Annotated in this window: 11 protein-coding genes; 2 read left to right on the plus strand and 9 right to left on the minus strand. The window is 55.3% G+C overall.

The window, feature by feature from the left end; translation table 11 throughout:
* The 8 genes from GT495_RS10200 to clpB form a co-directional block, all read right to left on the minus strand.
* Positions 1-276, minus strand: a 276-nt coding sequence (locus GT495_RS10200; RefSeq protein ID WP_161162553.1) for a PTS sugar transporter subunit IIC, incomplete at its 3' end; no start/stop codon positions are given.
* Positions 277-282: 6 nt separating this feature from the next.
* Entirely contained in the window at positions 283-759 is a 477-nt protein-coding gene (locus tag GT495_RS10205; RefSeq protein ID WP_161162554.1) for a PTS sugar transporter subunit IIB, read from the minus strand.
* Positions 760-761: 2 nt separating this feature from the next.
* A complete protein-coding gene (locus tag GT495_RS10210; protein ID WP_161162555.1) occupies positions 762-1,415 on the minus strand; it encodes an L-fuculose-phosphate aldolase in 654 nt (217 codons plus the stop codon).
* A 9-nt stretch (positions 1,416-1,424) separates the two neighbouring features.
* Positions 1,425-3,206 (minus strand): L-fucose isomerase, encoded by a 1,782-nt coding sequence (locus tag GT495_RS10215; RefSeq protein ID WP_161162556.1) that lies wholly within the window; start codon positions 3,204-3,206, stop codon positions 1,425-1,427.
* Between the two features lie 9 nt (positions 3,207-3,215).
* On the minus strand, positions 3,216-3,641 hold the full coding sequence (locus GT495_RS10220) for an RbsD/FucU family protein (protein WP_161162557.1): 426 nt from the start codon (positions 3,639-3,641) through the stop codon (positions 3,216-3,218).
* A complete protein-coding gene (locus GT495_RS10225) occupies positions 3,635-5,128 on the minus strand; it encodes a rhamnulokinase family protein (protein WP_161162558.1) in 1,494 nt (497 codons plus the stop codon). The genes GT495_RS10220 and GT495_RS10225 overlap by 7 nt, the downstream gene beginning before the upstream one ends.
* 514 nt (positions 5,129-5,642) lie before the next feature.
* Positions 5,643-5,825, minus strand: a complete 183-nt coding sequence (locus tag GT495_RS10230; RefSeq protein ID WP_240128183.1) for a hypothetical protein — start codon at positions 5,823-5,825, stop codon at positions 5,643-5,645.
* 134 nt (positions 5,826-5,959) lie between these two features.
* Entirely contained in the window at positions 5,960-8,587 is a 2,628-nt protein-coding gene (gene clpB / locus GT495_RS10235; RefSeq protein WP_161162559.1) for an ATP-dependent chaperone ClpB, read from the minus strand.
* 497 nt (positions 8,588-9,084) lie between these two features.
* On the opposite strand from clpB, the gene GT495_RS10240 reads away from it, so the two are divergent.
* Both GT495_RS10240 and GT495_RS10245 read left to right on the plus strand, forming a co-directional pair.
* On the plus strand, positions 9,085-9,636 hold the full coding sequence (locus tag GT495_RS10240) for a TetR/AcrR family transcriptional regulator (protein ID WP_161162560.1): 552 nt from the start codon (positions 9,085-9,087) through the stop codon (positions 9,634-9,636).
* Positions 9,637-9,827: 191 nt separating this feature from the next.
* Complete coding sequence (locus tag GT495_RS10245) at positions 9,828-11,699, plus strand: oleate hydratase (protein WP_161162561.1); 1,872 nt, start codon at positions 9,828-9,830, stop codon at positions 11,697-11,699.
* 67 nt (positions 11,700-11,766) lie between these two features.
* Here the strand turns inward: GT495_RS10245 and GT495_RS10250 are convergent, their stop codons facing one another.
* Positions 11,767-12,435: a hypothetical protein gene (locus tag GT495_RS10250; protein WP_161162562.1), complete on the minus strand. Its 669-nt coding sequence runs from the start codon at positions 12,433-12,435 to the stop codon at positions 11,767-11,769.
* Positions 12,436-12,617 lie beyond the last annotated feature (182 nt).

Genomic DNA, 12,617 nt, shown 5'->3' on the forward strand with positions numbered 1-12,617 from the left:
AGGTATCGGGTTCCCACATTCATCCGCACATGTGCGGATGAATGTGGGAGGTGTTCGGATAAAGTTGATAATCAAGGTATATCCACCAATCCCCGTCACACCGAGCCACATCAGTTCAAGCGAAGAACCGATCATGATACCCTGGGTTAAATCGCCCAAGACAAGGCCAACCAGCGTGCCCGTAACCAACGGACGGTGCAGCATAAAAAGCGGCCCATTGTAGTCAATCGTCGCAATGATACCAATCAGTGCGACCAAACATGCTTGCATAAGCATCTTTTACTACCTCCCGAGTACGTCTTCCATCTTTGAAATCTTGTCTGTCGGAACCATTTGAACTTCAACGTCAACCCCCGCAGCAAGTATCTTCTTGAAGTACTCTCGGTCCTCTTCGGTCACGGCAACTCCAGCAGTTATCTTTTCATTCATCTCGGTTTTGCTCATATTGCCAACGTTGAGATAATTAATATCGATGCCGCCTTCGATGCACTCCCACACCTCCTTCGGATTTGTAAAGATCAACATTGTGGAACGCTTGATCTTCGTTGTCTTCAAAATCTCAACAAGCTTTGCGGGGCTGAAACACTGAACCCTCAACCCCTGCGGCGCAACCATTTTTAAAATGGACTGTCGCGTCTTGTCCTGTGCAACATCGGCACTGACAATAATTGCCTGTTCAATCTCATAGCGCTTGAGCCACGTGGTCACAACCTGACCATGCAGCAGACGATCGTCAATTCGTACGAACTTGATTGCCATGTTTACTCCCTAACCTTTCGCTGACCATAGGTCTTAAATTTCTCGTGCATCAAGGACATTTCTTCATCCGATAGAACAATTGGTTCACCGATGCTCTTTGCGATACAGTAAACTTTGGCGCAGTATTCAACCTCCTCAACAATGTTAAATGCATTGAGCAGGTCATTTGCACCAGCGAGCATTCCATGATTTGCAAGAAGAACAGCACGCCTCCCCTTCATTGCCTTAACGGCGTTATGTGCAAGCTCGGGGGTACCATATGTTGCATAATCTGCCACTCGAACATCAGGACCAGCGACAGCAACCATATAATGTGTAGCTCGGAGGGGGGTGCGATTCATCGCAAGCGCCGTTGCGTAGGTCGTATGAGCATGAATCACGGCATCAATATCTGGGCGATCCAGATATGTCTCAAGGTGCATTTGCCATTCACTCGAGGGTGTACGCGTCCCCTCAACAACTCTGCCCTCAGAATCAACGATTACGATATCCTCTTCTTTGATCTCAAAGAAATCGATTCCAGAAGGGGTAATTGCCATACGCCCGCAGCTGCGATCGAACAAACTCAGGTTGCCGCCCGTTCCTTTGGTCAAGCCCGTTTCAACTAGCTTTTTGCCATAAGCAACAAGCTCGGCTCGATAATTCTCAACAAACAAAATCTGCTCCTATCCTCGATACAGGGGGCCATACGTGCGGCACACGTTAATATCAACGCCCTCAAGATCTTTGGTCCCAAATCCATCAAACACACTCGGACGGAAAATGTCAGCTTTGGCGACATTGTGCAGCGTTACCGGGATGCGCAGCATACTGCAAAGAGTAATAAGCTCCGCGCCAATGTGCCCGTAAACAGTTGCGCCGTGGTTTGCTCCCCAGTGGTTCATAACGTCGTATACCGTTTCAAAGCCTTCAGTGCCCAAACGCGGGGCAAACCAAGTTGTCGGCCACGTCTTATCCGTACGTTCGTCAAGTTTGGCGTGTATTGCGTCAGGCAGTACGCACGTATAGCCCTCCGCAAGCTGAAGGGTCGGACCAAGTCCGTCAACACAGTTAATCCTAATCATGGTTACAGGAAGCTCTGCCGCTGTTTTGAAATGGGAGGAATAGCCACCACCGCGGAAGTACTCGTAGTTGGCACGGCACCAATCTGTAGCATTCAGGCACGCCTCAATGTCCTCTTTGGTCATATCCCAAAAATGTTTCATTATAGGATTACCATCTGAATCCTTAGCTGCGCAGGTCGCATCCAAACAAGTAGCACCTGAATTAATCAAATGAAGTACGCCGTTCGCAGCTCGGCCACTCAATTTCTCGCCGCACACCCGCTCAACCGCTTCGGGACTCCAATATGTGCGTACATCCGAGAATATAGGAGCAGTATTCGTCAATAGAGTGCCAAACAGCATCGCTGCACCATTAAGCGTATCATTCTCCGTTGCAAAAGCCGTAGGCCTACGTGCACCATTCCAGTCAAACGTCGAAGCCATGATTGCTTCAACAAAATCTCCGTTGGGAAGCCAATCTGTCCAGTGGCGCTGACCTTGGAATCCTCCGGCAATAGCATTACGCCCACGCGCCTCTTCCAGCCAACCAAGTTCTGCAAGTTTGGGATTTCCGAACAGAATGTCGCGCACAATCACCGCTTGCTTTGCAATAAAATCCCAATCTTTATCAGCAGGAATAACTTTCGACTTCGTAATGATTTCGGGAAGATCCTTACCAACGTTAATATCAATGCCCTCTGCGCAATTCTCGTTTATCCATGAAAGCGCCCGTTTGTACTCTTCTGGATCATAAATTCCAAGGGCCATACGACGGAGAATCTCGGTCATATCCACGTACTCGACGCTCATTCCCAGATACTTAACAAAAAAGTCAGTATCAATTTGAGAGCCTGCAATGCCCATAGCACATGAACCAAGGTTGACATAGGATGCGCCGCGCATTTGACCAACCGCCATCGCCCCGCGTGCAAAAGAGATGATTTTTTCTCTTACATCTTGCGGAATGGTTGAATCCAAAGCGTCCTGTACATCATGACCGTAAATCTTGAACATCGGCAAACCGTACTGCGTAGCCGCCGATGAAGCAGCGGCAAGATAAACCGCGCCTGGCCGCTCCGTTCCGTTGAAGCCCCAAACTGCTTTGATGGTCATGGGGTCAAAATCCATCGTCTCTGTTCCATAGCACCAACACGGAGTCACAGTCAACGTTGCCACAACATTATTGGCAATATACTCTTGCCGAACTGCCTCAGCGTCGGCACGGCCACCAATCGTACGACTGGCAACTACGCACTGCACTGGCGTACCATCAGCATAGCGAAGCGAAGTCTCAATCAAATCTTTGGCAGCCATTGCCATATTCATAGTTTGTTCTTCCAGGGACTCGCGTACACCACCCTGTCGACCGTCGATTGCAGGTCGAATACCAATCTTCGGATACATTGCAGCCTCCTATTTCACAACGCCCTTTTTTATAATGATATTTGCGTATATAGCCCCTTCTCCTGTCGCGACAATCGCGTAGGCTTTCTTCCCCCTCTCGTAAAACGCTGAACGTTCGATATGCTCAATCGAGATATCACTGCCAGCCCGATTTTCAATGACAGAGTGATATACGCCCCAAATCTCTGGCAACTCATCGTCACCAACTGGTTGCATCAGCACAACGGGTGAATCAACGTAGCTGTCGAGCGGAATCAGCTGCAAAACTGCATCAAGTAGCTCAGGCATAGAGACACCATCAGCCCGCACGAGTAGATTTGCATTTGACGCCGCGGGATAATTAGAATCCGCAAGCACGATCTCATCACCGTGGCCCATTTCCGATAGCACTTTTAACAGCTCTGGAGAAACGACCTTTGGTACACCCTTTAGCATTTTTTCATCCCAATCAAGTATCGATAACGGTCGAGCACCTCAGCCGAAATCGGTTCTTTCGGCTCATAGTCAACATGCTCCAAACTATCCGCCACCGCATCACGTGCCTCGTCCACGCTCCCGAATAATCCAGTAGATACCAGCTGAACAAGGATGTTCCCAACCGCAGTCGCTTCAAATGGCCCTGCTTGCACTGGACATCTCGCCACATTCGCCACCGATTGGCATATGAACCTGTTCTGAGCCCCGCCGCCAATCAGATGTATAGAACGAAGCCGCTTTCCCAGCAGCCCTTCCAGCTCGGCCTTTGCCATCACGTACTGCAAAGCCAAACTTTCATAAATGCACCTATACATCGACCCAATATCATTTGGTTCGATGGGCTCTTGACCAGTTTTAAGCAAAAGCCCATTGATTCGCTCAAGCATGTTGCCCGGTTTTTCGAGCGATGGATCATTGGTATCTATCAAGTGTGAATAGGGAGCGGCATTATACGCTAGCGCAGCAATTTCTATCCACCCAGGAGCGTCACCATGCTGTTCAATCAAATTCCGACGGAGCTCCTGTGCAATCCACAAACCTGTACAGTTTTTCAACAAAAGTGTTGATGACCCATCGCCACGCTCGTTTGTAAAATTCAGCGCCTCCGCCTCATCCGTTAGAACAGGCTCCATGCACTTTACCCCTACAAGAGACCATGTTCCACAAGAGACAAACAAGTCCTCATCGGTCAGCGCAAGGCTCGCCACGGCACTCGCAGTATCGTGCTCACACACTCTCACCACTGGTACCTGTAGGCCAGCAACGCCATCCTTCAACATTCCGGCAGGTTGCCCTTCAGCCACAATGGGAGGGAAAAGACTTTCTCTGATTCCGAATCGACCAAAAACTTCTGCCGACCACATCCCGCTCCGAGCGTCCATAAGCTGTGTTGTCGAAGCTATGCTAATCTCGGTTGCCTTACTCCCCGTTAAGGAATAGATTAATAAATCCGGCATGAGCAATGCACAATGTGCATCATCAACCGATTGGCCCATATCGTCACGAGACGCAATGATTTGCATTAACGTATTAATGTCCATCTGCTGAGTACCCGTAATCGCATACAGTCCGTCTAGTTTTCCCTCACGAGCTAGACGAGAAGTCACTCCGTCTGTCCGAGCGTCACGATAATGAACTGGATAAGAGAGCAGGTTACCCTCTTCATCGAGAAGACCGTAGTCTACGCCCCATGTATCAACCCCGATGCTCTCTAAGTCAAATTTCGCGGACGCCTCGTGAATGCCTGCAATGATGTTGTCGAGCAGCATGTCGTAATCCCATTGCATTGGATTTGTCCCAGCTTTTGGCCCATTGTCAAAGCGGTGCACCTCAGTCAGCTGCAAACCCCTCACTCGGCTATATGTACCAACGATAGCGCGTCCGCTTGAAGCGCCAAGGTCTAGTGCTAAAACGCTAAGCTGTTCGCCCTTATTGACACACTTCATCTAGACCCCCCTTCAGCCATTCACCCCGATTTCAGCCTTTACTGTAACCGGTTCAACTTAAACCGGTTACAGTATGCACGACATCCCTGTTTTCAAAGGTGGCTCAAACTCTGTTATCTGCTAACGGTATGTATAATGCGGCAAACGGCATTCTTTTCCATTTTTTCTGCGTTGAGAGTGCACGTCTATGGTTTTGTCGACCATGAGCCCCTCTGACTTCTTGTCTGATCCATCGGAGTCCTGGGTGCTCTCCCAGCATTTAGGTTGTGCATGCAAAGGCAGAGGGCACATCCCGTATACCGCACAGACGATTCAGCTTCCTTGCACGACGCGCCCTTCAACGTCTTTTTGCATTCCATTCCTTTGCCCCGCACCGTCCTGCCTACCGCATGCCGTGCAGACTCAGCTCCGGACCTAACTCCGTTTCAGATCTTGATAGCCCGCCTCTGCGACCGCATCCCCCACGAGACAGGAATTCCGCCCAGAATATACCGTCTGAACTAATGTCTAAAGCCTAGCGCCAGGGGTCGGCTTCGAAGAGGGGCTCGCGCTCGGGGCGGCGATCGCTGTAGGGATCGTAGCCGTCGTCGTCCTCGTTCTCGGCACGGATGTAGGGGTCGCGCGGCTTGGGTGCCGGCTTGGGTGCGGCCGGTGCGGCATCGGTCGCCGGCGTATTCGTCTCGTTCTCGTCTTTCATCTGCGCATCTCCTTGCCATGTATTCACATTCAATACCATCGATTGTCGCACGAAAAAGGGCGGCGGACCCAATTGGATCCGCCGCCCTTGGTGTTTAGAGGCGACTGGTAGATTTTAAGGCATGTCCCAAAAATCTACTCGGCGTCGGGGACCTCGTAGGTGGCAGACGGCGTGTTGTCGCACACGACGGTAAAGCCGCCGTCCTTGTCGACATCGACCGTCACCTGATCGCCTTCGTGCACCGTGCCGTCAATGATGGCCGCCGCGATGGCATCGACAACCTCGCGCTGCACCAAACGCTTGAGCGGGCGGGCACCAAAGACCGGGTCCAAGCCGCCCACGGCGAGCAGCTGCTTGGCCGCCGGGGTGATGGCAAGCGTCATGCGCTCCTTGGCCAGACGTGCGCGGACGTCGGCGAGCTGGATGTCGACGATCTTCTCGATCTGCGCCATACCGAGCGGATGGAACACCACGATGTCATCGATACGGTTGAGGAACTCGGGGCGGAAGGTCTGAGCCATGGCCGCGTCGACCTGATGGCGCATCTCCTCCTCGTCCTTACCGGACAGATCGGCGATGGCCTTGGAGCCCACGTTGCTCGTCATGATGATAATCGTGTTCTTGAAGGACACCTGACGACCCTGGCCATCGGTCAGACGGCCGTCGTCGAGCACCTGCAGCAGCACGTTGAAGACATCCGGATGGGCCTTCTCCATCTCGTCGAGCAAGATCACGGAGTACGGACGACGGCGCACGGCCTCGGTGAGCTGGCCGCCCTCGTCGTAGCCCACGTATCCCGGGGGCGCACCGATCAGACGCTGGACGCTGAACTTCTCCATGTACTCGGACATGTCGATACGCACGAGCGCGCGCTCGTCATCGAACAGGCACTCGGCCAGCGCCTTGGCGAGCTCGGTCTTGCCCACGCCGGTGGGGCCCAGGAAGAAGAAGCTGCCGATGGGCTTGTCCGGATCGGAGAGGCCCGCACGGCTGCGGCGCACGGCTGCGGCGACGGCGGAGACGGCCTCATCCTGGCCGATGACGCGCTTATGCAGCTCGCCCTCCAGACCCTTCAGCTTGTCGAGCTCGCCCTGCATCATCTTGGAAACGGGCACGCCGGTCCAGGCGCTCACGACCTCGGCGATCTCATCGGAGGTCACCTGTTCGTTGAGGCCCTCGCCGTCCTGCTGCTTTTGCGCCTCGAGCGCGGCCTCGGAATCCTGAATCTGCTGCTGCAGGCCCGGAATCACGGAGTAGCGTAGCTCGGACGCACGGCCCAGGTCGCCGTTGCGCGTTGCGCGCTCCTCTTCGCTCTTGGCCTCGTCGAGCTGTCCCTTGAGCTCCTGCACGTGGTCGATGGCGTTCTTCTGGTTGAGCCAGCCAGCCTTTTGCACGTTGAGCTTTTCTTGGACCTCGGCGATCTCTTGGCGCAGAGCCTCCAGACGCTCCTTGGAGGCGTCGTCGGTCTCCTTCATGAGCGCCTGCTCCTCGATCTGCAGCTGAGTGAGCTGACGCGTGGTGGCGTCAATCTCGACCGGCATGCTGTCGAGCTCCATGCGCAGGCGGCTTGCGGCCTCATCGACCAGGTCGATGGCCTTGTCGGGCAGGAAACGGTCGGCGATGTAGCGGTCGGAGAGGTCGGCGGCGGCCACGAGCGCGCTATCGGTGATGTGTACGCCGTGGAAGATCTCGTACTTCTCCTTGAGGCCACGCAGGATCGAGATGGTGTCCTCGACGGTGGGTTCGGAGACCATCACGGTCTGGAAACGACGAGCGAGCGCCGCGTCCTTCTCGATGTACTTGCGGTATTCGTCAAGCGTAGTCGCGCCGATCGCGTGCAAGTCGCCACGGGCGAGCGCCGGCTTCAGGATGTTGCCGGCGTCCATGGAGCCCTCGGTGGCACCCGCGCCCACGATGGTGTGGAGCTCATCGATGAACAGGATGACCTTACCTTCGGACTTCTGCACCTCCTTGAGCACGGCCTTTAAACGGTCCTCGAACTCACCGCGGTACTTGGCGCCGGCGACCAGCGCGCTCATGTCAAGCTCGATGAGGTCGCGGTCGCGCAGCGTGCTCGGCACGTCGCCGGCCACGATACGCTGGGCGATGCCCTCGACGATGGCCGTCTTGCCGACGCCCGGCTCACCGATGAGCACGGGGTTGTTCTTGGTGCGGCGGGACAGAACCTGGATGGTACGGCGAATCTCATCGGTACGGCCGATGACCGGGTCGAGCTTGCCGGCGCGGGCGAGGTCGCAGATGTTGCGACCGTACTGCTCCAGCGCCTCAAACTGCGTCTTGTCCTCGGCAGACGTCACGCGGTCATCGCCGCGCAGCTCCTCGTAGACTTGCTCGATGCGCTCCTTGGTCACGCCGGCGTCGCGCAGCACGCGGCCCGCCTCGCCCTTGTCCTCGGCAAGTGCCATCAGCAGATGCTCGGTCACCACAAAGCTGTCGCCCATCTTGGTGGCCTTTTTCTCGGCCTTCTCGATCACGCGGGCGAGCTCGTTTGACAGGCCCATCTGCTGGCCCTCGCCCGAAACCTTGGGCGCGTGGTCGATGGCATCCTGCGTGGAGCGTGCGAGCTGAGCCGGGTCGGCGCCGATACGCTCGATGATCACGGAGATATTGCGCTCGCCGGCACCGAGCAGGGCGGACAGCAGGTGAATCGGCTCTACCGCGCCGGCCTGCGCATCGGCAGCCGTGCTCATGGCGGTCTGCAGCGCCTCGCGCGACGTCATCGCTAGCTTATCGATTCTCATGGAATCACCTCTCTTGGGGCGGCCGCCCTACGGGGCGGCTTCACGTTGTTCGAGAAGTATTGTTGCCAGCTTTGCGCGATCTTATACACAAATCTAAGTCTCTATATATAAGATTTTCTGAGTGATTGAGAGATAGGATGCAGGCACGCTCACCCGCTGCGGCCTCGTCCCCTTACTATCTCAATCTGTAACATCTAGCGACTGTTTATGGCTCCAGATGTTACAGATCGAGATGAAATGACCAGCGGCGCCCGTTTGTCTCAATCTGTAACATTTACTCGGCAAATAGAGCCCTATCTGTTACAAATCGAGACGAACAGAAGACACCCGAATCGAAAATCTAAATCCGTAACACCAGGCCCACTTTTAGCGGCCAAGATGTTACAGATTAAGACGAATCGAGCCGCCACAAAGGTGTCTGCTCCCTTCATGGAGGGTAATTGCATGCGGGGTACCATGGGGATATCTCATGATTCGACGTTAACGGCGGGAGAGTAATGGCTGGGCAACTGACAAAGCGCGCGTTGGAAGATTCTCTTAAGCGACTGCTGCTCCAAAAGCCGCTGACCAAGATCACCATCGCTGACCTCACTGAGGACTGCGGGGTCAGTCGCATGACCTTCTACTATCACTTTCAGGACATTTATGACCTAGTTGAATGGGCATGTGAGGAAGACGCCGGCCGCGCGCTCGCCAACAACAAGACGGCCGATACCTGGCAGGCGGGCCTGGAAAACATCATGCTCGCGGTGCGCGACAACAAGCCCTTTATCATGAACGTCTATCACTGCGTGAGCGCCGAGCGCATCCAGCGTTTTCTGCAGCCCGTGACATTCGACCTGATCGAAGGCGTGGTCGAAGAGCATGCCGCGGGCAAGAGCGTCTCGCAAAGCGACAAGGACTTTCTGTCCCGCTTTTTCGCACATGCATTTATCGGCATCATGCTCGACTGGGTCGCCGTGGGCATGGCCGAGGACCCGAGCGCAGTAGCCGAGCGCGTTTCCAAAATATGCGAAGGCCAGATTGACGCAGCACTAGCGAGATTTTAATTGTTGTAAGGCATGGCACGCGACAGCCAAGTGCGTCACGCCGGGCCAGGCTTTGGGAGACCAAAGCCAAGCAAATTTGTACAATCCGCCGCCGTTGATTAAAAATCGTACAAGATGACGATCTTGTATCGGTTAGGCCGCGTTGATCAGGGCACAAGCTTGTTAACAAACTTCGTTGGCAAGGAGGAGTCATGTACTATTCAAGCGGAAACTACGAAGCTTTTGCTCGCCCCAAGAAGCCTGCGGGCATCGATCACAAGAGTGCCTACATCATCGGCACCGGTTTGGGCGCGCTTGCCGCAGCTTGCTACCTGGTGCGCGATGCGCAAATGCCCGGAAGCCACATCCATATCCTCGAAAAGGACCCCGTTGCGGGCGGCGCCTGCGATGGCGCTGACATCCCCGGCGTGGGCTATGTCATGCGCGGCGGCCGCGAGATGGACAATCATTTTGAGGTCATGTGGGATCTCTTCCGCTCCATTCCCTCAATTGAAGATCCGGACATCACCGTACTCGACGAGTATTACTGGCTCAACAAGGAGGACCCCAACTACTCGCTGTGCCGCTCGACCAAGAACCGCGGTCAGGACGGCGGTACTGATGGCAAGTTCGGCCTGTCGGACAAGGCGGCAACCGAGATCATGGACCTGTTCTTTACGCCCGACGAGGAGCTGGCGAATCGTCCCATCACCGATTTCTTTGACGACGAGGTGCTCAACTCGAATTTCTGGATGTACTGGCGCACCATGTTCGCCTTTGAGAACTGGCACTCGGCGCTCGAGATGAAGCTCTATATCCGCCGCTACATCCACCACATCGCGGGTCTGCCCGACTTTAGCGCCCTGCGCTTCACCCGCTACAACCAGTACGAGTCGATGATTCTGCCCATGCAGCGCTATCTCGAGGCGCACGGCGTGCAGTTCCACTTTGACACCAAGGTCGAAAACGTGGTGTTTGAGGTGGGCGGCGGCGAGGGTCCGCGCCGCGCCGTCACTGGCACCGGCCAGGACACGATCCAGCGCATCCAGCAGGCTGCCTTTGCGCGCAACCCCTACAGCACAAGCACCAAGAAGGTCGCGCGTCGCATTACCGTGACGCATGCGGGCGAGGTCTCGAACATCGATCTTACTGAGGATGACCTGGTCTTTATCACCAACGGCGGCTGTGTGGAAAACTCGACGATCGGTGCGCAGAACAAGCCTGCCGCATGGGATCCGACGATTCGCCCTGGTGGCGGTTGGGTCATGTGGCGTCGCATTGCCGCTCAGGACCCGAGCTTTGGTCATCCCGATAAATTCTGCGGTGACCCCGAGAAGAGCAACTGGATGAGCGCCACCGTCACCACCCTCGACGGCGAGATCGTGCCCTATATCCAAAAGATCTGCCATCGCGACCCCTTTACCGGGCACGTCGTGACCGGTGGCATTGTGACCTGCGAGGACTCGGGCTGGCTTATGAGCTGGACGATCAACCGCCAGCAGCAGTTCCGCGACCAGCCAAAAGATCAGCTGTGCGTATGGGTGTATGGTCTGTTTACCGACAAGCCCGGCGACTATGTAAAGAAGGCTATGCGCGACTGCACCGGCGAGGAAATCTGCCAGGAGTGGCTGTATCACCTGGGCGTTCCCGAAGATAAGATTGGTGAGCTGGCAGCCAATCACGCCAATACTGTTCCCGTCATGATGCCCTACATCACCGCCTTCTTTATGCCGCGCGAGGCGGGCGACCGCCCCGACGTCGTGCCCGATGGCGCCGTGAACTTCGCGTTCCTGGGCCAGTTTGCCGAGACGCCGCGCGACACGATCTTTACGACCGAGTACTCCATGCGTACCGGCATGGAAGCCGTCTACACGCTCTGCGATGTCGACCGCGGTGTACCCGAGGTCTGGGGTTCGGTCTTTGACGTGCGTGACCTGCTTATGAGCAGCGTTAAACTGCGCGACGGAGAGCCCATCACCAGCATGAAGCTGCCCATGGTCGAGCGCATCGCCCTAAAGGAAGTCCTCAAGAAGGTCGAGGGAACCGACATCGCCAAGCTCCTCAAAGAGTACGGCGCGATCTAGCACACAAGAATCACCACATGAACCACCACAAAGGGGACAGGCACCTTTGTGGTGGTTGCAGCCTCTATTAACTTGCCGAGCCCGTGCTTCCCGATTTGGCGATCCAGGGCATCTCATCATCGAACAGCCATGTACGGGCAGACCCACTATCGCGTGCTGTCTGCGGGTTGGGCAAGCAGGTCTGTTCATAGGCATCCTGAATGCACTGACCCATAAAATCGTTGAGCTCGGTCTGGCTGCCCTCCATGACATAGGCGACATCGCCGGCCGAGATGTAGATACCCGGCCCCTCATTGCCCTCGTAGCCAGGATCGTACGAAACATCACATAACTTGGCGCCATTCGCGGTGTCCAACTCGATGGACGAGCGGTATCCGCCAACCATGTCGTTCGCTTTTGCCCGATAGGACGCATATCCATACCAGCGCTTAAAGGTTTTGCCCCTGAGCAGCTCGGACGCCCTGTCGATCAGACTGGAATCCGTGGTATAGCGCATAGCCCCAAGCTGAATACGTGGATAATTACTAATGCCCAGCGCAGCCGGTTGCTCATCAAAATCAACGGTAATGGTCTCAGGCTTGTCGTCGCCGGTCAGAAGTTCGACAGATTGAGTCACCGGCTTGACAACCGGCTCCGTCACCGCAGCAGGTAGCAACGCCATGCCGACAGCGCCCATGCCAACCACGGTGATCGCAAGCGCCAAAACAATCAATCCAATACGGGCAGGATTCCTCACAGCAAAGCACCTCACAATGCAAGCCTTCGCCACCTGCACTAATGATATCGCAGCCAGCACTATTACCAAAAGGAGCCGCTCGTTCCCCACCACCACAAAGGCGCCCCTTGATTATCAACTTTATCCGAACACCTCCCACATTCATCCGCACATGTGCGGATGAATGTGGGAACCCGATACCT

This window comes from Collinsella sp. BIOML-A6 (assembly GCF_009875845.1).
Lineage (GTDB): Bacteria > Actinomycetota > Coriobacteriia > Coriobacteriales > Coriobacteriaceae > Collinsella > Collinsella aerofaciens_H.

Bases quoted from the DNA above. Each gene is read 5' to 3' on its own strand.
- clpB (WP_161162559.1), bottom strand. From the start codon at position 8,587: ATGAGAATCGATAAGCTAGCGATGACGTCGCGCGAGGCGCTGCAGACC.
- GT495_RS10215 (WP_161162556.1), bottom strand. From the start codon at position 3,206: ATGTATCCGAAGATTGGTATTCGACCTGCAATCGACGGTCGACAGGGT.
- GT495_RS10220 (WP_161162557.1), bottom strand. From the start codon at position 3,641: ATGCTAAAGGGTGTACCAAAGGTCGTTTCTCCAGAGCTGTTAAAAGTG.
- GT495_RS10240 (WP_161162560.1), top strand. From the start codon at position 9,085: ATGGCTGGGCAACTGACAAAGCGCGCGTTGGAAGATTCTCTTAAGCGA.
- GT495_RS10225 (WP_161162558.1), bottom strand. From the start codon at position 5,128: ATGAAGTGTGTCAATAAGGGCGAACAGCTTAGCGTTTTAGCACTAGAC.
- GT495_RS10230 (WP_240128183.1), bottom strand. From the start codon at position 5,825: ATGAAAGACGAGAACGAGACGAATACGCCGGCGACCGATGCCGCACCG.
- GT495_RS10245 (WP_161162561.1), top strand. From the start codon at position 9,828: ATGTACTATTCAAGCGGAAACTACGAAGCTTTTGCTCGCCCCAAGAAG.
- GT495_RS10205 (WP_161162554.1), bottom strand. From the start codon at position 759: ATGGCAATCAAGTTCGTACGAATTGACGATCGTCTGCTGCATGGTCAG.